This is a genomic window from Streptomyces sp. DH12, assembly GCF_020873895.1.
Taxonomy (GTDB): Bacteria; Actinomycetota; Actinomycetes; order Streptomycetales; family Streptomycetaceae; genus Streptomyces.
Genome location: NZ_JAHWGT010000007.1, coordinates 15,032 through 41,127, shown reverse-complemented (window position 1 = coordinate 41,127; position 26,096 = coordinate 15,032). Strand labels below are relative to the sequence as shown.

Below are 26,096 nucleotides of genomic sequence, written 5' to 3'. Positions count from 1 at the left end.
GCGGGGGCCGGCGCTGTCTACGCTGGTCACCATGACCGAGCGCGAACCCGAACACCGCACCGTGCTGCTGCGCGGTGGAGACGTCCACAGCCCCGCCGACCCCTTCGCCACCGCGATGGTCGTCGAGCGGGGCCACGTCGCCTGGGTGGGGTCGGAGGGCGCGGCCGACGCCTTCGCCCCCGGCGTCGACGAGGTGATCGACCTCGAAGGCGCCCTGGTCACCCCCGCGTTCACCGACGCCCACGTGCACACCACCGCCACCGGGCTGGCCCTCACCGGCCTCGACCTGTCCGGCGCCCGCACCCTGGACGAGGCCCTCGCCCTCGTACGGGACTTCGCCACCGCCCGCCCCGACGACCGGGTCCTGCTCGGCCACGGCTGGGACGCCGCGCGGTGGCCCGAGCGCCGGCACCCCGCCCGCGCGGAGCTGGACGCGGCGACCGGTGGCCGCCCCCTGTACCTGCCGCGCGTCGACGTCCACTCGGCGGTCGTCACGACGGCCCTGCTCGACCTCGTCCCCGGAGTCACCGCCCTCGGCGGCTACCACCCCGACGCGCCGCTCACCGGCGCCGCCCACCACGCCGTGCGGGCCGCCGCGCACGCGGCGGTCACCCCCGCCCAGCGCGCCGCGGCCCAGCGCGCCGCGCTGCGCCACGCCGCCTCGCTGGGCATCGGCACCGTCCACGAGTGCGGCGGACCCGAGATCTCCGACGAGGAGGACTTCACCGCCCTGCTGGAGCTTGCCCGGTCGCAGGAGCTGCCCCGGGTCGTCGGCTACTGGGCGGAGCCCGTCGCGGGCGAGCGGGACGCCGAGCGCGTCCGCGCGCTGGGCGCCGTCGGCGCCGCCGGCGACCTCTTCGCGGACGGCTCCCTCGGCTCCCACACCGCCTGCCTCCACACGCCGTACGCCGACGCCCCCCACACGGGCGCCGCCCACCTCGACGCGGCCGCCGTCGCCGCGCACGTCACCGCCTGCACGCGGGCCGGGCTCCAGGCCGGCTTCCACGCCATCGGCGACGCCGCCGTCACGGCGGTCGTCGACGGCGTCCGGGCCGCCGCGCGGAGCGTCGGCCTGGCCCGCGTCCGCGCCGCGCGGCACCGCGTCGAGCACGCGGAGATGCTCACGCCCGAGACGATCGCCGCCTTCGCCGAGCTCGGCCTCACCGCCTCGGTGCAGCCCGCCTTCGACGCGGCCTGGGGCGGTGACGACGGCATGTACGCCGAGCGCCTCGGTGTCGAGCGGGCGCGCACCCTCAACCCGTACGCGGCGCTGCTGCGCGCCGGCGTGCCGCTGGCCTTCGGCTCCGACAGCCCGGTCACCCCCCTGGACCCCTGGGGCGGCGTCCGGGCCGCCGCCTTCCACCGCACGCCCGAGCACCGGATCTCCGTCCGGGCCGCCTTCACCGCCCACACCCGCGGCGGCTGGCGGGCCGCGGGCCGGGACGACGCCGGGGTCCTCGTCCCCGGGGCCCCCGCCGACTACGCCGTGTGGCGCACCGGCGAGCTGGTGGTCCAGGCCCCGGACGACCGGGTGGCCCGCTGGTCCACGGACCCGCGCTCCGGTACGCCCGGGCTGCCGGACCTCACACCGGGCGCCGCCCTGCCCGTATGCCTCCGAACGGTGGTCTCCGGGCACACGGTGTTCGTCCGACCGAACGAGTGACATGGGGGCGCCCCGGTCGCCGCACGGCTCGCCGGGCGGTCCGGCGCGACCTGCGGATCTTCGTCGCTGACCTGGTGGTTCCCGCGGTGACCGCAGGTCAGGCGGGTGTTGACAGGCAGCGGTGAACGGCCGGTAGGTTCGGCCGGGTCCACCACGGACGTCCGACCGGCAGAGCACGGCCTGCCCGTGGCCGCGGAGCGCCGCTGGATCGCGGGGTGGTGTGCCGCACCGGCGCACCACCGCTGGGAGCCAGGTGCAGCGTGAGCGTCCCGCGGCGCGGCGGGTCGATCCGGACGGGGCGTCCCCCCGGCTCCCGAGCCGGGGCGGGGTGCGACCCGGGTGGGGCCCGGACGTTCAGTAGACAACGGCTCTCGGACGACCCGCAGCCAGCGGGCCCCAGGTCGGCCCGAAGGACGCCGGGCCCCCGAGCGGGCCCCGCCGGGCGGCCCTCCGCACCCACGCCCCGACACCACCGAGGGTCCGCCGCGCGGGCTCGCTATGGTGGGCATCCGCGACAGGACGTGAGGGGCAGTAGTGAAAGACGACGGTCAGAGTCAGCGGCGGTACGGACCGCTCGGCAGGGCCTTGGTGATCGTTCCGACCTACAACGAGGCGGAGAACATCGGGCCGATCGTCTCCCGGGTGCGGGCCGCCGTGCCCGACGCGGACGTCCTCGTCGCCGACGACAACAGCCCCGACGGCACGGGCAAGATCGCCGACGAGCTGGCCGCCGGGGACCCCCGTGTCCACGTCCTGCACCGCAAGGGCAAGGAGGGGCTCGGCGCCGCCTACCTCGCCGGGTTCCGCTGGGGCATGGACCGCGGCTACGGCGTCCTCGTCGAGATGGACGCCGACGGCTCCCACCGGCCGGAGGAGCTGCCCCGGCTGCTGACCGCCCTCAAGGGCGCGGACCTGGTGCTCGGCTCCCGCTGGATCCCCGGTGGCCGGATCGTCAACTGGCCGAAGTCGCGCGAGTACCTCTCGCGCGGCGCGAGCGTGTACTCGCGGCTGCTGCTGGGCGTGCCGATCCGCGACGTCACCGGCGGATTCCGGGCGTTCCGCGCCGAGACCCTCCAGGGCCTCGGACTGGACGACGTGGCGTCCCAGGGGTACTGCTTCCAGATCGACCTGGCCCGGCGGGCGGTGGCCGCCGGCTTCCACGTGGTGGAGGTGCCGATCACGTTCGTGGAGCGGGAACTCGGCGACTCCAAGATGAGCCGGGACATCGTGGTCGAGGCGCTGTGGCGCGTCACCGCCTGGGGCGTGGGCGACCGCGCCGGCCGCCTGACCGGTCGCAAACCCCTCTGACCGCGGCGGCGCCCGCGCCCCGGCCCCCGTGGCCGGGGGCCTTTACGCCGTCCTGGCACGGCTCCCGGCACACTGGGGGCATGACGACCGGTGCACCGCCCCCCGCCACGCGCGGGCGCTCGCGCGCCCGCACCCTCGTACCCCTCGGACTGGCCGCCTGGCTGGTGCTGGAGATCTGGCTGCTGACCCTGGTGGCGGACGCCGCCGGGGGCCTCACCGTACTCGCGCTGCTGGTGGGTGGCGCCGTCCTCGGCGCCACCGTCGTCAAGCGGGCCGGCCGCCGGGCCTTCACCACGCTGACCGGGGCGCTCCAGCGGGAGCGGGCGGGCGAGCCGCCCGAGGCGGCCGGAGCGGGCGGCGGCAACGGCATGCTGATGCTCGGCGGTCTGCTGCTCATGCTGCCGGGCCTCGTCTCCGACGTTCTCGGCCTGCTGCTGCTCGTCCCGGCGGTCCGCACGGCCGCGGCGCGGTACGCGGAACGGGCGCTCGACCGACGCGTGGGGGCCCTCCTGAGCCAGGCCCGCGTCCACCGCCCGGACGGCCGGGTGGTCCAGGGCGAGGTCATCCGGGACGAACCCGCCGGGCCGGCGCCCGGCGGCCGCGACACCCGGCCGCCGCTGACCTCCTGACCCCGCGGGCGGCCCGGGTGTGGCGCCGGCCCCCGCGAGGGCGGCGCCACACCCGGGCCCGGGCGCCTGCCGTACCGGGCCCGGGTGCCTGCCGTACCGGGCCCGGGTACGCCAAAGCCGCGGGGCGCGGTACGCCGATGCGTACCGCGCCCCGCGGCTGTGATGGGTGACCGGGTGCTAACCGGTCACGCGGACTTCCTGCTGTCGCGCGGGTGCACGGCGATGTTCATCGCACCGGAGCGCAGGACCGCCAGCCTCTCGGCCAGCACTTCCTCCAGCTCCTCGCGGGTGCGCCGCTCCATCAGCATGTCCCAGTGCGTACGCGCAGGCTTCGCCTTCTTCTCTTCGGGGCCGTCCCCGTCCACCAGGAGAGCCTGGTGTCCGCAGACCTTGCACTCCCACTCCGGTGGGATTTCCGCCTCGACCGAGAAGGGCATCTCGAATCGATGCCCCTTCTCGCATGCGTACTCCACCGCCTGGCGCGGGGCCAGATCGATGCCGCGGTCGGTCTCGTAGCTGGTCACCACGAGGCGCGTGCCGCGAAGAGCTCGCTCACTCATGAATCGTGCCTCCCGGGCTTGTCGCCCACAGGACAGGTGTCGCTGTCGTCGTCATCCGGTCAACGTCCGGTCGGCGGTAAAGATTCCCGTTGCGGGTCATGCGTCGCCCGTCGTGCCGCCCCTTGTTGTACCCACCAATGCCCGGTTTGTCACATCTGGCAGAAGATGTCACCCAGCGTTCCCGGTATCCGAGCACGCAGTAACGGTCCGCCTGGCAGGCCAAAGGCGTACACTAGCGGCCTTTCACTTCGCCGTCTAAATCCGGACCGGTATCCGATCAGATTCGCTCCGGGACGGGGTTCCCCGCAGCGGCCACCGCACGCCGTACCGGTACCCGCGCGAGCAGCACGAAACCCACCGAGAAGAACAGCACCAGGGAGACGATCGCGTCCCGGTAGCTTCCGGTCAGCTGGTAGGCGAGTCCGAACACCAGAGGCCCGAGCCAGCTCAGCCCGCGGTCGCTCATCTCGTACGCCGAGAAGTACTCCGCCTCCTTGCCGCGCGGCACCAGGTGCGAGAACAGGGAGCGGGACAGCGCCTGGCTGCCGCCCAGCACCAGCCCGATCGCGCCGGCCAGCGCGTAGAACCAGACCGGCTCGCCGGCCGGCAGGAAGTACCCGGCCGCCAGGATCAGCGTCCACACCGCCAGCGAGCCGAGGATCGTCCGCTTCGCGCCGTACGAGCGGGCCAGCCGGCCCATCCCGAGCGCGCCGGCCACGGCCAGCACCTGCACCAGCAGCACGGCGGTGATCAGCGTCGTCTGGTCCAGGCCCAGCTCCTCGGAGCCGTAGATCGACGCCTGGGAGATCACCGTCTGCACCCCGTCGTTGTAGACCAGGTAGGCGAGCAGGAACGACAGCGTCAGCGGATGGCGCCGCATGTCCCGCAGGGTCGCCACGAGCTGGCGCCACCCCGGCCCGACCGACCCCCCGCCACCGCCCGGGGCGACCCTCCTGTCGCGCAGCCGTCGCAGCGGGACCAGCGTGAACGCGCCCCACCACAGACCCGCCGAGGCCAGGCAGACGCGGACCGCGGCCGACTCGGTGAGACCGAACGACGCGTGGCCGGAGTACAGCACCAGGTTGAGCACGAGGACGAGCGCGCCCGAGGTGTAGCCGAACGCCCAGCCCCGCGACGACACCGCGTCGCGCTCCTCCGGCCCGGCGATCTGCGGCAGGTACGCGTTGTACAGCGCCATCGACACGGCGAGCGACGCGTTCGCGACGACCAGCAGCAGGGCGCCCAGCAGGTAGCGGTCGCCCTCCAGGAAGAACATGCCGGTCGTGGCGCCGGCGCCCACGTACGCCGCGGCGGCCAGCAGCGGCTTCTTGCGTCCCGTCCGGTCCGCCACCGCGCCGGCCAGCGGCATCACCAGCACCGCGAGGACGATCGAGGCCGAGACGGCGTACGCGAAGAGCGACCCGGCGCGGACCGGGACGCCCAGCGGGTGCACGAAGCCCTCCGCGTCCGCCGCGGCCTTCGCCACCGACGTCAGGTACGGGCCGAGGAAGACGGTCAGGACGCTCGTGGAGTACACCGAGCAGGCGAAGTCGTAGAAGTACCAGCCGCGCTGCTCGCGTCGGCGGTCGGGCGGCGGCGCGTCGGCGCCGGCCTCCCGGTCGGTGGTCTCGGCGGTCACACGCGCCCCCTCGTTCGTCCCGGCCCCGGCCCCGGCCCGCCCGGGGTCAGGCCCACGCCCCCCGGTCGGTGAGCACCGTGCGCAGCGTCCCGAGGTGATCGGTCATGATGCCATCGACGCCCAGGTCCAGGAGAGCGGTCATGCGCCGCGGATCGTTGACCGTCCACACGTGCACCTGGAGCCCGCGCGCGTGCGCCTCCCGCACGAAGCGCCGGTCGACGACCCGCACCCCGCCCTGCGTCTCCGGCACCTGGGCGGCCACCGCCCCCGCGCGCAGCGCCGCCGGGACTCCGTACGAGCGCAGCCGCAGCGCGACCACGCCGCGCACCCCGTACGACGTGGCCAGCCGCCCGCCCGCCGCCCGGCGCGCCCGCGCCACGCGGCCCTCGGTGAAGGAGCCCACGCACACCCGGTCCCACGCGCCGGTCCGGCGGATCAGCGAGACGAGCGGGGCGAGCGCCGACTCGACCTTCAGGTCGACGTTCCACCGGGCCTGCGGGAACTCCTCCAGCAGCTCCTCGAAGAGCGGCAGCGGCTCCCGCCCCGCGACGCGCGCCCGCCGCACCTCGCTCCACGGCAGCCGCGCGATCCGGCCGCGCGCGTCCGTCACCCGGTCCAGGGTCGCGTCGTGGAACGCGACGAGCCGGCCGTCGGCCGTCGTGTGCACGTCCGTCTCGAAGTAGCGGTAGCCGGCCTCGGCGGCCCGCCGGAACGCGGTCGCGGTGTTCTCCAGGCCGTCCGCGGCGCCGCCCCGGTGGGCGAACGGGATGGGGGAGGGGTGGTCCAGGTACGGGTGGTCCGGTCGGCGGCGAGGCAGTCGAGTCACCGCGGCAGTATCACCCGGCCCGGTGACCCGGCGGCGACCGCGGGACGGTCGGCGGGCGTACCGGAGGTGGCGTCCGGCGCTCCGGCGGGGGAGGGGGCGGCGGGGGCGTCGGTGCCGGCGGGCGCGGCCGGGACGGTGAACAGGCGCAGCGACAGCTGGGCGAGCGGCCCGATGGCGAGCGCGTACAGCAGCGTCCCGACGCCGACGGAGCCGCCGAGGAGGAAGCCCGTGGCGACCACGCCCACCTCGATGAGGGTGCGGATCAGCCGGATCGAGCGGCCGGTGACCCGGTGGAGCCCGGTCATGAGGCCGTCCCGGGGCCCGGGTCCGAAGCGGGCGGCGATGTAGAGGCCCGTCGCCGCGCCGTTGAGGACCACCCCGGCGACCATCAGCGCGACGCGCGCCGCCGTCCCGCGCGCGTCCGGGAGGAGGGCGAGGGTGCCGTCCATCGCGGCGCCGATCAGCAGGACGTTCGCCACCGTGCCGAGCCCGGGTCGCTGGCGCAGGGGTATCCACAGGAGCAGGACGACCCCGCCCATGAGGGTCACGACGACGCCGATGGACAGGCCGGTGAGCCGGGACAGGCCCTGGTGGAGCACGTTCCAGGGTTCCAGGCCGAGGCCGCTGCGGACGAGGAGGGCCGAGCTGGCGCCGTACAGGAGCAGGCCGGCGGTGAGCTGGACGAGCCGGCGCGGCACCCGCCGCCCGGGCCGCCCCCCGGGGCGCGGTCCGCGCCTCCGCCCGGTGGTGGCTTCCGGGGGGTGGCCCGCCGTGGACACCTCGGGCCCCTCATGCCCCTCATGCCCCTCAGGCCCCACTGGCCCCTCGGTCGACTCCGGTGCGGTCGTCGGACTGGACATGTGTACCCCCGGGCTCTGGTGTGGTGGACTGGCCTGTGACACTCTCTGGCCGGGGAACGGCCGCCAACCATGGCCAATCCGAGGAAGGTGGACTGACATCATGGCCCAGTGGACTTCGGCGGTGGGCCCCGCCCAGCTCGCCCGTCAACTGACCGCGCAACAACCCCGCCCCGCCGGACCCGGCACGCGCAAGCCGCCCGCCTACCGCGCCCTGGCGGACGGCATCCGGCTCCTGGTGCTGGAGGGCCGCGTGCCCGTCGCCGCCCGGCTGCCCGCCGAACGGGAACTCGCGCTGGCGCTCTCCGTCAGCCGCACCACCGTCGCCGCCGCCTACGAGGCGCTGCGCGCCGAGGGGTTCCTGGAGTCCCGCAGGGGAGCCGGCAGCTGGACCACCGTCCCGGCAGGCAACCCCCTGCCGGCCCGCGGCCTCGAACCCCTGCCCCCCGAGTCGCTGGGCTCCATGATCGACCTGGGGTGTGCGGCGCTGCCCGCCCCCGAGCCCTGGCTCAGCCGCGGCTTCCAGGGCGCGCTGGAGGAGCTCCCGCCGTACGCGCACACCCACGGCGACTACCCCGCCGGCCTCCCCGCGCTGCGCCGCACCCTGGCCGAGCGGTACACGCGGCGCGGCATCCCGACGATGCCCGAGCAGATCATGGTGACGACCGGTGCGATGGGCGCCATGGACGCCATCTGCCACCTGTTCGCCGGCCGCGGCGAGCGCGTCGCCGTGGAGTCGCCGTCGTACGCCAACATCCTCCAGCTCATGCGGGAGGCCGGTGCCCGCCTGGTGCCCGTCGCCATGGCGGAGGGGCTGACCGGTTGGGACCTGCCCCGCTGGCGGCAGGTGCTCCGCGACGCCGCGCCCCGGCTGGCGTACGTCGTCGCCGACTTCCACAACCCGACGGGCGCCCTCGCCGACGAGGACCAGCGCCGGGCCCTGGTCGACGCGGCGCGCTCGGCCGGGACGGTCCTCGTGGTCGACGAGACCATGGTGGAGCTGCACCTGGAGGACGACCCGGAGATGCCGCGGCCCGTCTGCGCCTTCGACCCGGCCGGCAGCACGGTGCTGACGGTCGGCTCGGCGAGCAAGGCGTTCTGGGCGGGCATGCGGATCGGCTGGGTCCGCGCGGCCCCCGACGTGATCCGCTCGCTCGTCGCGGCCCGCGCCTACGCGGACCTCGGCACCCCCGTCCTGGAGCAGCTCGGCGTCAACTGGCTGATGCGGACCGGCGGCTGGGAGGAGGCGGTCACCCTGCGGCGCGCCCAGGCCCGGGAGAACCGGGACGCGCTGGTCGCCGCGGTGCGCCGGGAGCTGCCCGGCTGGGAGTTCGAGGTGCCGCTCGGCGGTCTGACGCTGTGGGTGCGCACCGGGGGCCTGTCCGGTTCGCGCCTGGCGGAGGTCGGGGAGCGCGTCGGCGTGCGGGTGCCGTCGGGGCCGCGGTTCGGCGTGGACGGCGCCTTCGAGGGGTACGTCCGGCTGCCGTTCACCGTCGGCGGCCCGCTCGCGGACGAGGCGGCCGTCCGGCTGGCGGCCGCCGCGGCCGCCGTGCGCTCGGGCGCCAGTGGCGGGCCGGCGGCGGAGGAGCCCCGGACGTTCGTGGCCTGACGGCGGGGGCGCGCGCCAGGGCTGCGAGCGGCGTGGTGGCGTACCGGCGCGGCGTACCGGCGCGGCCACGAGTGACGTACCGGCGTGGTGACGTACCGGCGCGCGGCGTACCGGCGTGTTGACGAGCGGCGTACCGGCGTGGTGGCGAGCGGCGTACCGGCCCGCGTCAGGCGGGGAGCGCCGGTTCGCCCGCCGGCAGCGGCGACTCCCGCGCCGGGCCGGGCGCGGGGGGTTCCGCGGGGCGCTGCGCGAGCAGGTCCAGCACGGCCCGGCGGTGCGGCGCGGGGGCCTCCTCGTCGTACGGGTCGGGCGTGGCCGGGACCTGGAGCCGCAGGACCGGCCCCGTACCGAGGCGGACGTACCCGCGGCCCGGCGGCACCTGGGGCGGCGGCGTGGTGTGGGGCGGCGCGCCCAGGACGGCCGCCAGCTGCTCGGGGGCGGCCGCGCCGAGGGTGACGCGGGCGCGGGTGTGGGCCCGTACGGACTCGCCCAGCGCGTCGGCGGTGTCGAACTGCTCGCCCACCACGACCGTGACGTACGCCGCCCGGCCGTGCCGCAGCGGCACCTGGAGGAGCTCCTGAGGGTCGGGGCGGCCCTCCGCCGCGGCCAGGTCGCCGAGGACGCCGAGCCGGTCGAGCAGGATCCACAGGGGGCGCCGCAGCTCCGCGGGGGCGGGCCGCCCCGCCTGCCGGGCCTCGTGGGCGACGGCGAGGCGCCGTTCGGTGGCGCGGGCGGCCCACTCCAGCGCGTTCAGCGCGCCGACCGGCCCGCACTCCACGCCCAGCACGCCGTCCCGGCCGGCCAGGCACGCGTACTCGCCGCTCCCGCACCCCTCCAGCACCAGCACGTCCCCGTCGTGCTGGAGGGCCTGGAGCGCGATCGACCGCATCAGGCTGCTGACGCCGGCGCCGGGCTGCCCGACCACCAGCAGGTGCGGCTCCGTCGCGCGCGGCCCGGTGCGCCAGACGACGGCGGGGGCGTCGCGGGTCTCCTCGCCGTCCCGGACGGGGACCGTCCGCTGTACGGCGTCGGCGTCGGTGAACCCCAGCACCGTCTCACCCGGCACCGTCACGAAGCGCTGCGCCGCGACCGACCCCGGCAGGGCCGGGAGCACGCTCATCACCAGCCGGTTGCCCTCCTCGTCCCAGTCGAAGAGGTACTCCCGACCGCGCCCGCACTTGGCGTGCAGGACGTGCTCGACCCTGGCCCGCGAGGCCGGGTCGCCGTCCGGGAAGTAAGCCGGGTACGCGACGCGCAGCCGGGTGGGCCGGCCGTCCGCGTCGAACGCGAAGTCGCCGAAGGCGCCGCTCCACTCCCCGCCGTGGGAGAAGAGCGGGCTCGGGTCGTCGGGGACCGAGAAGTACGGCACGAGGGCCTCGTACAGGGCCCGCAGCCGCGCGGTCTCGGCCTCGTCGGGCCCCGTCCGCTCGACGGGGCGTTCCCTGCCCTTCCACGCCGCCGCCGCCATCAGCGAGATCAGCGCCAGCAGCGGCCCGTACGGCAGCAGGGCGACGACCAGCACGCCCGCGGCGGCCAGGAACAGCGTGGGACCTCGCCGTTCCTTGGGGGTGGCCTTCCAGCGGGCGAGACCGGCCGCCGCCAGCTTCCGCAGGCCGCGCGAGAGCGTGATCAGCGGATGGAGGACGTCGGTGGCGTTGTCGGCGGCCGTGCGCGCGATCTCTCGGCTGCGAGCGATCGAGGCGCTGCCGCTGCGCAGGATGCGGGGGAGTGGTCGCCTGGCCACGTCGTCTCCTGGGGGTCGTGGAAGGGGAGGGCGGTGCTTCGGCGGCTCAGAAGTTGATGCCGCCCAGCAGGCTGGCGAGGCTCTGCCCGCCCGCGGTGATGCTCGGCGCGATCGCGGTGCCCGCGAGGTAGAAGCCGAACAGCGCGCAGACCATGGCGTGGGACGCCTTGAGGCCGTCCTTCTTGAAGAAGAGGAAGACGATGATGCCCAGCAGTACCACGCCGGAGATCGACAGGATCATGAGGTTTCTCCTGGTTGAAGGGACAGTCACCATGAGGTGTTCCAGGCTCACAGCAAGCATCTATGTGATAAAAGGTGCAATCGGGTGAATATTGGGCCTTTTCACTTGACTGGAGCACATCGGGTCACGGCCCGAGGGGGCAGTACCCTGTCGGTTCACTCGTACGGCTGACCTCGCCGTACGCACGGCAACGGAGCACGGACAGCACGGAAGGCGGCCCGCCGATGAGCGACATCCCCGACCCCGAGGTGGTCGACCTCGCCTCGAAGATCTTCGACCTGGCCCGCCGGGGGGAGACCGCGGCGCTCGCCGCCTACGTCGACGCCGGCGCCCCCGCGAACCTCTCCAACGACAAGGGCGACTCGCTGGTGATGCTCGCCGCCTACCACGGCCACGCCGCGACGGTGGAGGCCCTCCTGGCGCGCGGGGCCGACCCCGACGCCGTCAACGACCGCGGGCAGACCCCTCTCGCCGGAGCCGTCTTCAAGGGCGAGCGGGGCGTCATCCGGGCCCTCCTCGCAGGCGGCGCCGATCCGGAAGCCGGCACTCCGTCGGCGCTGGACACGGCCAGGATGTTCGGCAGGACAGAGCTGCTGGAGCAGGACCGACAGGGGTGAACGGCCCGGGAACGGGCAGCGAACCCTGGACGGACACGGCGCCGTAAATGTGGTCGCGGCGGAGAAAACGCTGGGTCATCATGACGACGGGCCCGCAGGGGGCCACCGATGAGAAGGCAGAGGCAGAGGAAGATGGTCGACACCAGGCAGAAGACGACGGGCGGCTCCACATGTTGTTCCCGCGCGGCCTAGCCGATCACCGGCGACCAACCCACCCGGTTGCTTCGGGACACCCGACCGCGCCCGTTGCGTCGACAGCTTGATGTGAGGCGTTTTCCATGTTCGAACCAGTCATAGCGCCGAGCGGCACCCTGCTCGGTCTGCTGCAGAGGGGCCGCGGCGACGGCACGCTGCACGCGCTCGCCGCGCCCCGTGCCGAAGCCCTCGCAGCCCTCGACCACTGCGTCCTCAACGACCCGCGCCACGACTGGCAGGTCGAGAACCGCTCCCTCTACTACGCCCGCCTCTACCTGGACCTGCACGGCGGTCTGGACGCGGTCGAGGCGCACCTGTTCGGTGTCGAGGACGCCCTCGACACCGAGGAGTGCCGCACCGGCCTCGCCCTGTCCGTGCTGGGCCACCTCGCCTCGTACGGCCGCCGCGACGCCCTCCTGCTGCTGCGCCGCTACACCGCGACCGGCACCAACTGGTCGTGGGCCCTCGACGAGCTGGCCCTCCGCGACGACGACACCGCGCTGCGCGGTCTCGCCGACGCCGTCCTGGCCCGCTTCCCGGCCACACCGGACGGGGAGGCCTCGCTGGCCGCCGCCGTCCGCGACGCCTACGAGCCCCGCCCGTGGCGCCTGTGGGGCGACGACCCCCGCGATACCGTGGGCGGCCGCGTGCGCGCCGCCCGGGAACAGGGCTCCTTCGACCGCTGGCAGCGCCAGATGCGCCCCACCGGGCCCCGCCCCGGCTGGAGCGTCCAGGCCGTCTTCGACTGGGCGCAGGAGGGGCTGGAGCGCGGCAGCGTCCTGCACGGCCCCGCCGCCCGCTGCCTCAACGCGGTCGCCGGCCCGGAGGACCGGCCGCTGATCCTGGAGGCCGCGCGCACCGGCACCGACGGCGCCCGCTGCGCCTCCCTGCACTACCTCGCCGAGTCCCGCGACCCCGCCGTGCTCGACCTGATCGAGGCCGCGGCGGGCGACCCGTCCCGCACGGTCTCGGAAGCGGCCGTCGCCGCCTTCGAGCGGATGTGCGGCGAGGCCGCCGTCGACCGCGCCCGGGGCTGGGTGCACCGGCCCGACGCCCTCGGCGCCTCCGCCGCCGGCGTCCTCGCCTCCCGGGGCGGCGAGCAGGACGCGCCGCTGGTCCTCGGCGCGCTCCGCCAGGCCGTCCGCACCGACGGACCCGACGCGCCTTCCCTCTACCCCCTCGTCGACGGAGCCGGCCGCCTGGGCATCGGCTGCGCCGCGCCCGTCCTGCGCCACGTCTACCGCGAGACGGCCTCGTCCGAGCTGCGCGGCCGCACCGCCCGCGCCCTCGCCGCCACCGACGCGTCCTTCCCCACCGGCTTCGCCGTGGAGTGCCTGTGGGACTGCGAGGAGACCACCCGGGAGATCGCCGCCCTGCACGCCGAGACCGGGGACGTACGCGTCGCCGAACGGCTGCGCAGGCTCGCCGCGGACCCGGTGGAAGAGGACGAGGTGCAGACGGCCGTCCGCAGCCGCATAGGCCCCGACGCGCCCGCCGTCTGACACCCACCCGAGCGGTACCCCGCCGCCCGAGCGGCGCCCCACCGCCCGAGCGGCGCCGCCAGCGGTCGGCACCTTCGGCACCCGCGGCGCGCCTCGCGCGCGGGGCAGGACCTCGGCGCGGAGGGCCTCGTCCCGCTGCGGGGCGGGTCCCCGGTACGCGGCCGGGCTCCGGTTCGTTCGGGCCGGCCCCGGCCACCGGCCGGCCCCGGTCACCGGCCGGGCTCCGAGGCCGGGCCGCAGTACGGCTACGGCGACGGGCTCCGGCAGGGCGAGCGACGGGCTCCGGTACGCGGACGGGCGTCCGCTACCGGGACACAGGCCGGGATCGGGTATGGGCCCCGCTACGGCCCCGCCCGAGCCCGGTCGGGCCGTAGCGGCGGAGCCCGCGGGAGAGCCCCGTCCACGCACCCCGGCCCCGCCCCGGTCCGCCGGCAGCACACCCCGCCTCACCGGGCGTCCGCGCCCGTGAACCGCACCGGCGTCCCCGGCGGGGCCTGCGCGGCCGCCGCCAGGTCGGGCTCGTGGACGACGGCCACCACCGGGTAGCCGCCGGTCGTCGGGTGGTCCGCCAGGAACACCACCGGCAGCCCGTCCGGCGGTACCTGCACGGCGCCCAGCACCATGCCCTCGCTGGGCAGCTCCCCGGCCCTCGCCCGCTCCAGCGGAGGGCCCTCGACGCGCAGCCCGATACGGTTCGACGCCGCCGACACCCGGTACCTGCGGGACGTCAGCGTGCGCAGCGCCCCACTGGTGAACCAGTCGTCCCGGGGGCCCCACCGCACCCGCAGGACCAGTTCGTCCGGCACGCCCGGCCAGGGAACGCCCTCGGGACGGGCGGGCACGGGCCGCGGAGCGCCCAGCGCCAGCACGGTCCCGTCCGCCAGGGCCGCGGGCCCCAGCCCCGACAGCAGGTCCGTCGAGCGGCTGCCCAGCACCGCTTCCGCGGCCACCCCGCCGGCGAAGGCCACGTACGACCGCAGACCCCGCACGGCGCTCCCCACGTCCAGCAGCGCGCCGGCCGGGACCCGTACCGCCGCGCCCCACGGCGCCGGGCGCCCGTCGACGGTGACCGGGCAGGGCGCGCCGCCCACCGCGACGGTCACCGCGCACTGCGGGCGCACCGCGCAGCCGACGAGGGTCGTCTCCAGGACGGCCGCCCCGTCGTCGTTGCCCACCAGCCGGTTGGCCAGCGACGCGGCGTACGGGTCGAGGGCTCCGGAGCGGGGGACCCCGAGGTGGGCGTAGCCGGCGCGCCCCCGGTCCTGCACCGTGGTGAGCGTCCCGGCGCGGACGACGGTGAAGGCCCGGTCCGTCACCCGGCCTCCTCCACGAACCGCACCCGCGTGCCCGGCGCCAGCAGCGCCGCCGGTTCCCGCGCCGGGTCCCACAGGACGGCGTCCGTCGTCCCGACGAGCTGCCAGCCGCCGGGCGACGAGCGCGGGTACACGCCCGTGTACGGGCCGGCCAGCCCGACGGAACCGGCCGGGACGGCCGTCCTCGGCGTGGCCCGGCGCGGCACCGCGTACCCCTCCGGCAGGCCCGTCAGGTAGGCGAAGCCCGGCGCGAACCCGCAGAACGCCACCCGGTACTCGGCGCTCGCGTGGATCCCCGGCACCTCCCGGGGCGCCACGCCCCACACCGCGGCCACCTCGGCGAGGTCCGGCCCGTCGTACCGCACCGGCAGCTCGACCGCCGGCTGTGCGCGCCACCGCGGCGGCGGCACCTCCCACGCCACGACCTCGGCGGCCAGCCGGCGCGGGTCGGCCACCCCGTCCAGCAGGACGGTCCGGGCGGCCGGGACGACGTCCCGCACCGGGGGCAGCGTCCCGGCCGCCCGCCGCCGCAGCAACTCGGCGTGGAAGGCGCCGGCCTCCTCGCCGTCCCGGAACTCCAGCAGCAGGGCCCGCGCACCCACCTCCAGGGCCCTCATGCGAACGCCTCCACCCGGACCCCGGCGTCCTCCAGCGCCGCCCTCACCCGCCGGGCCAGCTCCACGGACCCCGGGGTGTCGCCGTGCACGCACAACGACCGGGCCCGGACCGGGACGGGCCACCCGTCGTGCGAGGCCACCGTCCCGGACCGCGCGATGTCCACCGACCGCGCCACCACCTGGGCCGGGTCATGGAGGACGGCGCCCTGCTCCGTCCGCGGCACGAGCGTGCCGTCCGCCGTGTACGCCCGGTCCGCGAACGCCTCCGCCACCACCGGCAGCCCCGCCTCCCCGGCGCACCGGTGCAGCACCGAACCGGGCAGGCACAGCAGGGGCAGCCCCCCGCCGGCCAGCAGCACCCCCTCCACCACGGCCCGGGCCTGCTCGCCGTCGCGCACCACCCGGTTGTACAGGGCGCCGTGCGGCTTGACGTACGCCACCCCCGCCCCGGCCGCCCGCGCGAAGACCTCCAGCGCCCCGATCTGGTAGGCCACCTCGGCCGCCAGCTCGTCCGGCGGCACGTCCATGGCCCGCCGCCCGAAGCCGGCGAGGTCGCGGTAGGAGACCTGGGCGCCGATGCGCACGCCCCGCTCGGCGGCGAGGGCGCACACGCGGCGCATGGTGACCGCGTCGCCAGCGTGGAAGCCGCACGCCACGTTGGCGCTGGTCACCACCGACAGGAGCCGCTCGTCGTCGGTCAGCCGCCACCGGCCGAAGCCCTCGCCGAGGTCGGCGTTGAGGTCCATCGTCGCCATCGTCGTCCCGGTCACGTGCCTCGGCCCCTCCGCGGTCCCGTTCGCCCTGCGGCGGCGCTCGCCGCTCCTCTTCTTCCTCCACCATCCGTCACGGCAGCTCCCTCCCGCGCGTCTCGGGCAGCCCGAGCAGCGCCAGCACCGCGATGCCGTACCCCACCGCCCCGAAGACGAGGGCCCCGCCCACGCCCCAGCTCCCCGCGAGGAAGCCGACCAGGGTCGGGAAGAACGCCCCCACCGCGCGGCCCGTGTTGTACGTGAACCCCTGACCCGTGCCGCGCACCGACGTCGGATAGAGCTCCGCGAGGAACGAGCCGAAGCCGCTGAAGATGGCCGACATGCAGAAGCCGAGCGGGAAGCCGAGGACGAGCACCAGCCCGTCCGCCCCGGCCGGGATGTTCGTGTACGCCACGATGGACACCGCCGACAGGACGGCGAACAGCGCGATGTTCCGCTTCCGGCCGATCCGGTCCGTCAGGTAGCCGCCGGTCAGGTAGCCGATGAAGGCCCCGGATATGAGGAACACCAGATAGCCGCCGGTGCCGACGACGGAGAGGCCGCGCTCCGTCTTGAGGTAGGTGGGCACCCATGTGGCCAGTGTGTAGTAGCCGCCCTGCACACCGGTGGACAGCAGCACCGCGAACAGGGTGGTGCGCGCCAGCCGGGGGCGGAAGATCTCCGCGAAGGAGCCGCGGCGGGCGCTGGCCCGCCGGACCCGCTCGGCCTCCGGGGCGTCCTGGACGTTGCGCCGGACGTAGACCACCAGGAGCGCCGGCAGCGCGCCCGTCCAGAACATCACGCGCCACGCGGTGTCGGGGTCGAGGAAGTGGAAGACCAGGGTGTACACGACGACGGCGAGGGCCCAGCCGGCCGCCCACGCGCTCTGCACGCCGCCCAGGGTGCGCCCCCGGTGCCGCGCGGACGCGTACTCGGCGACGAGGATGGCGCCGACCGCCCACTCACCGCCGAAACCGAGGCCCTGCAGGGCGCGGAAGACCAGCAGCGTCCCGTAGTCGGTCGCGAAGCCGCAGGCGACGGTGAAGACGGCGTACGTCATCACGGTGATCATCAGCGCGCGCACGCGGCCGATCCGGTCGGCCAGGATGCCGGCGAGCGCGCCGCCCACGGCCGACACGACCAGCGTGACGGTGGTCAGCAGCCCGGTCTGACCGCTGTCGAGCCGGAAGTAGGCGGCGATGGCCACCATGCTCAGCGGCAGGGTGAAGAAGTCGTACGAGTCCAGGGCGTACCCGCCGAACGCGCCGGCGAAGGCGCGGCGGCCGCGGGGCCCGAGGGCGCGCAGCCAAGCGAACGGCCGCTCGTCGACCTCCGGCCCCTCCGCGTCCCCGGGCGGCGGCCCGGGCTCCGCGGCCGCGCCATCCCGGCCGGCCGCGGGCCTCGGCGGCTTCGGGGACCCAGGGGACTGCGGGGTCTTCGGTGTCTTCGGGGTCTTCCGGGTCGTACTCATCTGCACCTCGCAGAGGGTGAGGAGCGTGCCTGGGGAGCCGTGCGGTGCCCGACAACGTAGAGGATCGTTGAACGATCCGACAAGGGCTGTGGACAACCCTCCCGGCACCTCCGGCCACCCCTTCCCCGCCCGGATCTACGATGGCGGCGGCAGACGGGCTGGGGCTCCACGGGAGGGACGACGGTGCCGGTGGGAACGACGGGCGGCGGACTGCACGAGGACCGCGCGCTGCTGGGGCGCACCAGCACGGCCGAGCGGGTGGCGGACATCCTGCGCACACGCATCGCCGAGGGGTACTTCCCGCCCGGCACCCGACTGTCCGAGGACGGCATCGGCGGCGCGCTCGGCGTCTCCCGCAACACCCTGCGCGAGGCGTTCCGGCTCCTCACCCACGAGCGCCTGCTCGTCCACGAGCTGAACCGCGGCGTCTTCGTCCGGGTCCTCGCCGTCGACGACGTCGTCGACATCTACCGCATCCGCCACCTCGTCGAGTGCGCCGTCGTACACGACCTCGGCGACCCGCCGTTCGCCCTCGACGGGCTGGCCGACGCCGTCGCGGAGGGCGAGCGGAACGCCCGCGCCGGCGACTGGAAGGGCGTGTCCACCGCCAACATCCACTTCCACCGCGAGCTGGTCGCCCTCGCCGGGAGCGAGCGCACCGACGAACTGATGCGCGGCGTCCTCGCCGAACTCCGCCTCGCCTTCCACGTGGTGGACGACCCGCACGCCCTCCACGAGCCGTACCTGACGCGCAACCGGGAGATCCTCGACGCGCTGCGGGCGGGGGAGCGCACCACCGCCGAGCGACTCCTCGGCGCGTACCTCGACGACTCGCGCGCCCAGCTCGTCGACGTGTACGCCCGGCGCGTGACCCACGCCGACCCGCCCCGGGGCTGAGCCGCCCCCGCACCGCCCCGGGTCCCCGCCCGTACCGCCGTGGCAGGCCCGCCCCGTGCCGGCCGCGCACCGCCGCCCACCGCCCCGGGCGTCCGCCGGTACCGCCTGGCAGGCCCGCCCCGCGCCGGCCGCGCACCCCCCGCCGACCCGCGCCGTTTCGACCGCTGTCACCGCGAGGACCTACTCTGTGCAGCGTGACTTCGCCTGCCCCGACGGAACCGACGGAACTCGTTCCGCCCCAGCTCAGCGCGGGGCCGCGGCCCGCGCAGGGCCCGGCCGCCGACGAAGGACTGGCGCGGCGCCTGCGCGCGCTCGCCTGTACCGCGCCCCTGCACGACCTGGACGCCCGCAAGGCGAACCTGGCGGGCGAGTACTCGGTCTACGCCATGGCGGAGGTCGCCCTTGCGGCGATCGACCTCGTCACGCTCAACATGGACTTCGACACCGGCGCCGACCACGAGCAGGTCGTCGCCCGCCTGCTGCCCCGCGTCGCCGCCCAGGCCCCCCGCCGCCCGGCCGCCGAACACGAGCGCGTCGCCCGCTGGGTCCTGGAGAACCTCATCAACGTCGGCAGCGTCGACCGCGGCTTCCGCGCCGTCTACGGCACGTTCGGCGCCGACGGCGTCTACGTCCGCCGGGACTACGACTTCAAGCTCATCGAGGAGGTGCCCGGGTACGGCGGCAGCGTCTACCTCCGCACCACCGACGAAGCCGTCAACGTCCTCGTCGGGGCCCTCGACACCGACGTCACCAGCGCCCAGATCGCCGCCGAGGTCAAGCTGGAGGTGCTGATCAGCCGGGGCCGGCTCGCCGACGCCCAGCTCGCCGCCGAGCAGGCCCGGTACCGCACCGTGCAGTACGCCGAGACCCTCCGCAAGACCCTGGAGGCCACCCGGCGCAACGTCCGCGCGGTCGACTGGCTCTCCACCGTGCCCGACATGATCGACGAGGCCCTGGACCACGTCGCGGACCGCTACCGCCACGAGAACGCCATCCTCACCAACATCCGCAAGGCCCGCGACGAGGCGGAGGAGCCCGAGCACAAGCGGCGCGCCGCCGAGCTCGTCGACATCGTCAAGGACTGCATCCGCCGTCACACGCAGCTCCAGTCCCGCCTGCTGGAGGCGGGCCCGCTCTTCCGCGCCGAGCAGGACCGCCAAGCCTTCGCCCAGCCCGCCGCCCGTACCGGCCTGGACCTCTACGGGCAGCTCCTCGCGCCCGTGCTGCCGCTCCCGCTGGAGCAGGCCACCCGCGTCACCGACGCCTACTTCGCCCGCGGCACGGGTCTGCGCACCCCCGGCGCGGTACGCCTCGGCGACCTCGTCGACCTCCTCCTCACCCCGCCCGCCGAGCGCGAACACCTCGGCGCGGAGATGCCCGAGCCGGACCTGATCGCCACCCCCGACGACAGCCGTTTCAGCGAGGAGCAGCTCGCGACGGCCATGGCCCTGCTCGACCTGGAGCACGACGCGCCCCGCCGGCTCTCCGGCCTCCTCGCCGAGGCCCGCCTGAAGGACCCCGACCTGCCCTACCTGGTCGCCCTCCTCGCGGTGCACGCGGCGAGCCCCCCGGTCGGCACCGCCTACCGGCAGGGCGAGGAGCGCCTGCTGTTCGCCGTCGACGACGGCTCGCAGCTCGACGACCCCGAGTTCGGCGGCGCGGACCTCATCGTCGGTACCGCCCTGCTCGACGCGGCCGGCATGGCCGCCGACCGCACCTAGCCCCCGCATGACCGCGACCACCAGCAGCACCGAGGAGCACCAGCCGTGAGCGACCACCACGCCGAGCACGCCGACGCGTGGAGCGAGCCGGACGCCGGGCAGGCCGCCGCGCCCACCGGGTCCGCCGCGTCGGGCGGCGTCACGCCCGCCGACGCCGCCGACGCCGCGCGGCTCGTCTCCTTCGGCCTCCAGCCCAGGCTGCTCCCGGCCCGCGACGCCGAGTACGCCGAACTGCTCCGCCGCTACCGCGAGGACCCGCCCTTCGCCCGGCTCGCCGACGCCGTCGCCACCGGCCTCGGCCTCGTCGTCCTGGAGGTCTCCCCGCGCGCGGGCATGGCCGTCACCGCCGGGGAGGACTCGGTCTTCGCCGTCCGCATGGGCGACTACGCCCGCCGGGCCTCCACCGACTCCGCCGACCGCTTCCTGCACGGCCTGGCCCACCTGGCCGTCGCCGCCATGGCCTTCCCCCGGCCCGAGGACCTCGCCGACGACGGCTACATCGGCCGCATCACCGTGAACGGCGTCGACGCCTTCGTCCGCCAGGCGTGCCGCCGCCTGGAGGAGCGGGCGGAGCGGGAGGGCGAGAACACCGACCCCGCGTCCGACGCCCCCGGACTGGAGGCCGCCTGGCGCACCTACACGCGGCGCAGCGCCACCGGGGCCACCAAGGACGCCCGACGCCTCGCCGGCTCCACCACCGGCATCATCGGCAAGGCCGTCGCCTTCCTCACCGACTCCGGCTTCCTCCAGCGCACCGGGGACGACGCGGGGGGCGCCTACCGCACGACGGCCCGCTTCCAGCTCCAGGTCCGCGACATGGCCGGCAGCGCCGCCATGGCCGAGCTGCTGGACCTCGGCGTCGTCCCCGTCACCGACGGGACCGCCTCCCTCCTGCCCCCGCCCGACGGCGACGACCTGGAACTGGCCGCGGACGCGGGCCTCCCGTTCCACGGCTGACCACCGCCCGCCCCCACCGCCACCGCCCCCGGCGCCCCGCCCCGCCCTTCCGAACCACCGACGAGAGTCCGCCGCCATGTACGAGCTGTCCCGGGTCCGCCTCTACTCCATCGGACCCGCCGGTGCCCGCTACGCCGACACCGTCCTGGACCTGCGCGGAGTGGGCGAGCCCGTGCCCCGACCCGCCCCCACCCAGGCGGAGTTCTTCGAGGACGAACCGGTCGGCCCGCCCCGCCGGCCCGCCCCCGCGGGCGTGCTCTTCCTGGAGAACGGCGGCGGCAAGTCCGTCCTCCTCAAGCTGATCTTCTCGGTGATGCTCCCCGGCCACCGCAACACCCTCGGCGGCGCCAGCTCCGGCGTCCTGCGCAAGTTCCTCCTCGCCGACGACTGCGGACACGTCGCCCTGGAGTGGCAGCACACCCTCACCGGCGAACTCGTCGTCGTCGGCAAGGTCAGCGAGTGGCGCGGCCGCCAGGTCTCCAACGACCCCCGCAAGTTCGCCGAGGCGTGGTACTCCTTCCGCCCCGGCCCCGGCCTCAGCCTCGACAACCTCCCCGTGGCCGAGTCCACCGCCGTCCGCGCGCCCGGCGAGGGCGCCTCCGGCGCGCAGGGCCGCCGCCGCACCATGAAGGGCTTCCGCGACGCCCTCACCGAGGCCGGCAAGGCGTACCCGCACCTGGAGGTGTACTGGGAGGAGATCCACGACCGCTGGAACGAACACCTCGGCGACCTCGGCCTCGACCCGGAACTCTTCCGCTACCAGCGCGAGATGAACGCCGACGAGGGCGAGGCGGCCGGCCTCTTCGCGGTGAAGAAGGACTCCGACTTCACCGACCTCCTGCTGAGGGCCGTCACCGACACCCGCGACACCGACGGCCTCGCCGACCTCGTCAGCGGATTCGGCGGCAAGCTCGGCCGCCGCGCCGAACTCACCGCCGAACGCGACTTCACCGCCGGCTCCGTCGACCTCCTCGGCCGTATCGTCGACGCCGCCGACACGCGCGCCCGCATGCGCGACGTCCACGCCGCCGCCGAACGCCGCACCCGCACCCTGGCGCGCCGCCTGAGCGCGCGCGCCGCCGAGGAGCGGGCGCGCACCGCCGAACTCGCCGAGCAGGTGACCGCCGCCGCGCACACCGTCACCGAAGCCGAGCAGGCCCGCGCCCGCAGCTCCCTCGTCGCCGCCGAACTGGCCTACCGGCACGCCTCGCTGGCGCTCGCCGCCGCCGAGAAGGGCGCCGCCGCCCAGCGCCGCGAACTCTCCGACGCCCGCACCCTGCACGCCGCCTGGCAGGCCGCCGAGGCCGTCCTGCGGCACCGCGCCGCAGCCGACCGCTCCGCGCGCGTGGCCGCCGCCATCCAGGAGGCGGAACGGGATGCCGCACCTGCCCTCGCCGCCCGCGCCAAGGCCGCCTCCGACCTCGTCCGCGCCCTCCAGACCGCCGCGGCGGAGGGCGAGCGCCACGCCGACGAGCAGGAAGAGCGCTCCGCCGCCCTCCAGGAGGCAGGCGAGACCGCCCACCGCGACGCCACCGCGGCAGCGACCGAGGCGCAGCGCGCCCGCAGCGAGACCGTCCACCTGCGCCAGCGCCTCGCCGAGGTGGAGCAGGAGATCACCGAGGCGGTACGGGCGGGCTGGCTCGACGACACGGCACCCGACGCCGACCCCGCCCGCGCCGCCCTCGCCGCCGCCGACGCCGAGAAGACCGCCGTCGCCGCCTGGGACGGCGCCCGCGAGGCCGCCCGCCTCGCCGCGGAGCGCGCCCGGGAGGCCGCCGCCGGCGAGTCCCGCGCCGAACTGGCCGCCGCCCGCGCCGCCGACGCCGCGCAGGCCGCCGACCACGCCCACCAGGCGGAGCGGCGCGCCGCCGAGTCCATCGCCGCCGAGGAGCGCCTCGCCGAGCTGCTCAGCCTGCCCTCCGCCCGCAAGGCCGCCCACCTGCCCCGCCAGAACACGGGCGGCACCACTGGTGGGCACACCGGCCCCGCCCCGGGCGACGGCACCGAGGGGCCCAGCGGCGACGGGGCCAGCGGCGACGGGGCCGCCGGGCAGCGGCCCGGCGCGGGCACCGCCCCGCCCCGCACCGCACAGGGCCCCCTGACCGCCGAGGAACTCGACCGGTACGCCGACGAGCTGCGCGAACTCCTCGACCGGAACATCGCCTCGGGCGAGCGCAAGCTCTTCGACCTGCGCACCGCCGCAGCCGACGACGCGCGGATCCTCGGCGCCCTCGGCGACGGCGGCCTGCTGCCGCCCGGACCCGACGTCCTGGCCACCGTCGAGTTCCTCGGCGAGCAGGGCGTCCCCGCCCTCCCCGGCTGGCGCTACCTGGCCCAGTCCGTCGACCCGGCCGACCACGCCGCCGTCCTCGCCGCCCGCCCCGAACTCGTCGACGGCGTCGTCGTCACCGACCCCCAGTCGTACGTCCGCGCCCGCGAGGCCCTCGCGGGCGCCGCCCTCCTGCCCCGCTCCGCCGTCGCCGTCGGCACCGCCGCCGCGCTCCTCGCGCCCGTGCCCCGGGAGCCGGCGGACGACGGCGAGGTGTTCCTCGTCCCGCCGAACCCGGCCATGCACGACGAGCACGCCGCCGACGAGGAGCGCCAGGCCCTGCGCGCCCGCGCCGCCGCCCGCGACGAGGAGATCCGCGGCCTCGCCGCCCGCCTCGCCCAAGACCGCTCGCTGGCCGCCCGCATCGGCTCCTGGCGCGCCGACTGCCCGCCCGGCATGCTCGCCGAGCTGGCCGGGGCCGCGCAGGCCGCCCGCGAGGCGGCCGAGACCGCCCGGGCCGTCCTCGCCGAGGCCCGCGCCGCCCGCGCGGAGGCCGACGAGGCCGCCGCCGAGACGGCCCGCGTCCGCGACGACCGGCAGGACGCCGCCCAGCGCGCCCGCCGCGTCGCCGACGCCCTCGCCGGGCTCGCCTTCCGACTGCGCGAGCGTGCCGGCTGGCAGTCCCGCCTGCGCGAGCTCGCCGACGAGGCCGCCGAGGCGGAGGCCAGGGCGCAGGCGTGCCTGGAGCGCGCCCGCGCCGCCGACGAGGACCGCCGCGCCGCCCAGCGCGCCGCCGACGACGCCCACCGCACCGCCCGCGCCCTGCGCGCCGAACGCGCCGAGATCGCCGGCGCCCCGGAGCACGTCCCCGACGAGAAGCCCGACGGCACCGGCCTCCTCGACGGCGGCGTGCCGCGCCCCTCCCTGCCGGCCCTGCGCGAGGCGTACCGCGCCGCCTCGCAGCTGTACGAGAAGGTGGGCGTCGGCGCCGACCTGCGCGCCGAGCAGGCCCGCGCGGAGAGCGACGAGAGCGCCGCCCTCGCCGAGCTGGACCGGCTCACCAACAAGGTGCGCACCCGCGCCGCGCAGCTCCTGGACAGCCCGGACGGCGCCGACGGCCCGTCCCGGCAGGCGGCCGCCGCACGCGCCGAGGCGCTGGTGCAGCTGCTGGAGTCCCGGGCCTCCGAGGCCAGCGAGAAGCTGGGCCGACTGCGCGGCGAGGCCGAGCGGCTCGCCCCCACCGACGGCGACGCGCACACCGAGCTGCCCGACGAGCTGGTCCCCGCCGACGCCGAGCAGGCGCAGACGCTGCTGCGCACGGCCACCGGCGAACTCGCCGCGCGCACCGACGCCCTGGAGGCGGCCCGTGCCGCGCACGCGCACCTCCTGCGGGCCCACCGCGCCGCCGAGGACGCCGCGGGCGGTTTCGACGAGCTGGCCGCGCTCCTGCGCGACCAGCTGCGCGAGCACGCCGACGACGACCCGCGGGAGCCCGAGCCGCACACCGGCTCCCTGGAGGAGGCCCGCCAGGCCGCGGCGGAGGCCCGCCGCTCCCTGCGCGGCTGCGCCGCCGACCTGTCCGCGGCCGACTCCGCCGTGCGCGAGGCGTGCGACGTCCTCGTACGGCACGCCAACTCCACCCGCTACGAACAGGTGCGCACGCCCGCCCGGCAGCAGATCAGGGAGCTGCCCGCGGCCGCGCTGCCCGAGCACGCCGCCCGCTGGGCCGAGGCGTTCGCGCCGCGCCTGCGGGTGCTCACCGACGAGCTGGCCCAGCTGGAGCGCAACCGCGAGTCGATCGTGGACCGGCTGCGCGGTCTGGTCGAGTCCGCGCTCACCACGCTCCGCTCGGCCCAGCGGCTCTCGCGCCTGCCCGAGGGGCTCGGCGAGTGGTCCGGGCAGGAGTTCCTCCGCATCCGGTTCGAGGAGCCCGACCAGGCGACCCTCGTCGAGCGGCTCGGGGAGGTCATCGACGAGGCCACCCGCGCCGCCGTCAGGAAGAACTCCGACCTGCGCCGCGACGGCATGTCGCTGCTCCTGCGCGGCGTCCACGCCGCCCTGCAGCCGCGCGGCGTCGCCGTGGAGATCCTCAAGCCCGACGCGGTGCTCCGCGCCGAGCGCGTCCCCGTCGGTCAGATGGGCGACGTCTTCTCCGGCGGCCAGCTCCTGACCGCCGCCATCGCCCTGTACTGCACGATGGCGGCGCTGCGCAGCAACGACCGGGGCCGCGACAAGCACCGGCACGCCGGCACGCTCTTCCTGGACAACCCGATCGGCCGCGCCAACGCCACCTACCTGTTGGAGCTCCAGCGGGCCGTGTCGGACGCCCTCGGCGTGCAGCTCCTGTACACGACGGGCCTCTTCGACACGACGGCGCTCGCCGAGTTCCCCCTGGTGATCAGGTTGCGCAACGACGCCGACCTGCGGGCGGGGTTGAAGTACATCAGCGTCGAGGAGCACCTGCGGCCGGGTCTGCCGCAGCCCGCACAGGAGGGTGAGCCGGCGGTCCACGGCGAGATCACCGCGACCCGCATGTTCCGCCGGAGCCAGCCGACGGAGCGCCCGACATCCGAGCGCCCGGCGCCCGAACCCCCGACGTCGCAGCGGGCGTCGACCGAGCACCCGCCGCCGGAGCGCCCGTCGCCGCAGCACCGGGCCACGGCGGGCTGACGCCCGGTCGCGGCCGTACGACACCCGCCGTACGGCCGCGAC

General features: G+C 76.2%; 20 protein-coding genes. 10 read left to right on the top strand and 10 right to left on the bottom strand.

The genetic code is table 11. The features are described 5' to 3' along the window. Positions 1-31 precede the first annotated feature (31 nt). The 3 genes from LPA54_RS08145 to fxsA all read left to right on the top strand — a co-directional run bounded on the left by LPA54_RS08145 (position 32) and on the right by fxsA (position 3,600). Positions 32-1,663, top strand: coding sequence for an amidohydrolase (locus tag LPA54_RS08145; RefSeq protein WP_228975280.1), 1,632 nt, complete (start codon positions 32-34; stop codon positions 1,661-1,663). Positions 1,664-2,197: 534 nt separating this feature from the next. Further along, entirely contained in the window at positions 2,198-2,971 is a 774-nt protein-coding gene (locus LPA54_RS08140) for a polyprenol monophosphomannose synthase (protein WP_228975278.1), read from the top strand. Positions 2,972-3,051: 80 nt separating this feature from the next. Next, the gene (fxsA, locus tag LPA54_RS08135) at positions 3,052-3,600 is read left to right on the top strand and encodes an FxsA family membrane protein (protein WP_228975276.1); all 549 of its coding nucleotides are present in this window, start codon (positions 3,052-3,054) and stop codon (positions 3,598-3,600) included. Between the two features lie 185 nt (positions 3,601-3,785). Here the strand turns inward: fxsA and LPA54_RS08130 are convergent, their stop codons facing one another. From LPA54_RS08130 to LPA54_RS08115, 4 genes are all read right to left on the bottom strand, one after another. After that, a complete protein-coding gene (locus tag LPA54_RS08130) occupies positions 3,786-4,160 on the bottom strand; it encodes an RNA polymerase-binding protein RbpA (RefSeq protein WP_228975275.1) in 375 nt (124 codons plus the stop codon). A 277-nt stretch (positions 4,161-4,437) separates the two neighbouring features. Then, complete coding sequence (locus LPA54_RS08125; RefSeq protein ID WP_228975273.1) at positions 4,438-5,799, bottom strand: MFS transporter; 1,362 nt, start codon at positions 5,797-5,799, stop codon at positions 4,438-4,440. A 46-nt stretch (positions 5,800-5,845) separates the two neighbouring features. Then, positions 5,846-6,625 carry a glycerophosphodiester phosphodiesterase family protein gene (locus LPA54_RS08120; protein ID WP_228975271.1) on the bottom strand — a complete coding sequence of 260 codons (780 nt, stop codon included), beginning with the start codon at positions 6,623-6,625 and terminating at the stop codon, positions 5,846-5,848. Beyond that, positions 6,622-7,323, bottom strand: coding sequence for a YitT family protein (locus tag LPA54_RS08115; RefSeq protein WP_228975268.1), 702 nt, complete (start codon positions 7,321-7,323; stop codon positions 6,622-6,624). The genes LPA54_RS08120 and LPA54_RS08115 overlap by 4 nt, the downstream gene beginning before the upstream one ends. 262 nt (positions 7,324-7,585) lie before the next feature. Here LPA54_RS08115 and LPA54_RS08110 point away from each other — a divergent pair, with 262 nt between their 5' ends. Beyond that, on the top strand, positions 7,586-9,091 hold the full coding sequence (locus LPA54_RS08110) for a PLP-dependent aminotransferase family protein (protein ID WP_228975266.1): 1,506 nt from the start codon (positions 7,586-7,588) through the stop codon (positions 9,089-9,091). 166 nt (positions 9,092-9,257) lie between these two features. Here LPA54_RS08110 and LPA54_RS08105 read toward each other — a convergent pair whose 3' ends face one another. Together LPA54_RS08105 and LPA54_RS08100 are read right to left on the bottom strand one after the other, a co-directional pair. Further along, entirely contained in the window at positions 9,258-10,835 is a 1,578-nt protein-coding gene (locus tag LPA54_RS08105) for a hypothetical protein (protein WP_228975264.1), read from the bottom strand. A gap of 46 nt (positions 10,836-10,881) precedes the next feature. Further along, positions 10,882-11,076, bottom strand: coding sequence for a hypothetical protein (locus LPA54_RS08100; protein WP_228975262.1), 195 nt, complete (start codon positions 11,074-11,076; stop codon positions 10,882-10,884). Between the two features lie 224 nt (positions 11,077-11,300). Between LPA54_RS08100 and LPA54_RS08095 the strand changes: the two genes are divergently transcribed. Then, positions 11,301-11,693, top strand: a complete 393-nt coding sequence (locus LPA54_RS08095) for an ankyrin repeat domain-containing protein (RefSeq protein ID WP_228975260.1) — start codon at positions 11,301-11,303, stop codon at positions 11,691-11,693. A 278-nt stretch (positions 11,694-11,971) separates the two neighbouring features. Further along, entirely contained in the window at positions 11,972-13,390 is a 1,419-nt protein-coding gene (locus tag LPA54_RS08090; protein ID WP_228975258.1) for a HEAT repeat domain-containing protein, read from the top strand. A gap of 446 nt (positions 13,391-13,836) precedes the next feature. Here the strand turns inward: LPA54_RS08090 and LPA54_RS08085 are convergent, their stop codons facing one another. The 4 genes from LPA54_RS08085 to LPA54_RS08070 all read right to left on the bottom strand — a co-directional run bounded on the left by LPA54_RS08085 (position 13,837) and on the right by LPA54_RS08070 (position 17,540). Next, positions 13,837-14,706 (bottom strand): biotin-dependent carboxyltransferase family protein, encoded by an 870-nt coding sequence (locus LPA54_RS08085; protein ID WP_228975257.1) that lies wholly within the window; start codon positions 14,704-14,706, stop codon positions 13,837-13,839. After that, positions 14,703-15,320, bottom strand: a complete 618-nt coding sequence (gene pxpB, locus LPA54_RS08080; protein WP_228975254.1) for a 5-oxoprolinase subunit PxpB — start codon at positions 15,318-15,320, stop codon at positions 14,703-14,705. The genes LPA54_RS08085 and pxpB overlap by 4 nt, the downstream gene beginning before the upstream one ends. After that, complete coding sequence (locus tag LPA54_RS08075) at positions 15,317-16,075, bottom strand: LamB/YcsF family protein (protein WP_228975598.1); 759 nt, start codon at positions 16,073-16,075, stop codon at positions 15,317-15,319. The genes pxpB and LPA54_RS08075 overlap by 4 nt, the downstream gene beginning before the upstream one ends. A gap of 88 nt (positions 16,076-16,163) precedes the next feature. Further along, on the bottom strand, positions 16,164-17,540 hold the full coding sequence (locus tag LPA54_RS08070) for an MFS transporter (RefSeq protein WP_228975252.1): 1,377 nt from the start codon (positions 17,538-17,540) through the stop codon (positions 16,164-16,166). Positions 17,541-17,729: 189 nt separating this feature from the next. On the opposite strand from LPA54_RS08070, the gene LPA54_RS08065 reads away from it, so the two are divergent. The 4 genes from LPA54_RS08065 (at position 17,730) to LPA54_RS08050 (ending at position 26,054) form a co-directional block, all read left to right on the top strand. After that, positions 17,730-18,437, top strand: coding sequence for a GntR family transcriptional regulator (locus tag LPA54_RS08065; RefSeq protein WP_228975250.1), 708 nt, complete (start codon positions 17,730-17,732; stop codon positions 18,435-18,437). Between the two features lie 194 nt (positions 18,438-18,631). Continuing rightward, complete coding sequence (locus LPA54_RS08060; RefSeq protein WP_228975249.1) at positions 18,632-20,158, top strand: hypothetical protein; 1,527 nt, start codon at positions 18,632-18,634, stop codon at positions 20,156-20,158. A 45-nt stretch (positions 20,159-20,203) separates the two neighbouring features. Continuing rightward, complete coding sequence (locus LPA54_RS08055; protein WP_228975245.1) at positions 20,204-21,115, top strand: hypothetical protein; 912 nt, start codon at positions 20,204-20,206, stop codon at positions 21,113-21,115. A gap of 76 nt (positions 21,116-21,191) precedes the next feature. Continuing rightward, a complete protein-coding gene (locus LPA54_RS08050) occupies positions 21,192-26,054 on the top strand; it encodes a hypothetical protein (protein ID WP_228975243.1) in 4,863 nt (1,620 codons plus the stop codon). Positions 26,055-26,096: the final 42 nt, after the last annotated feature.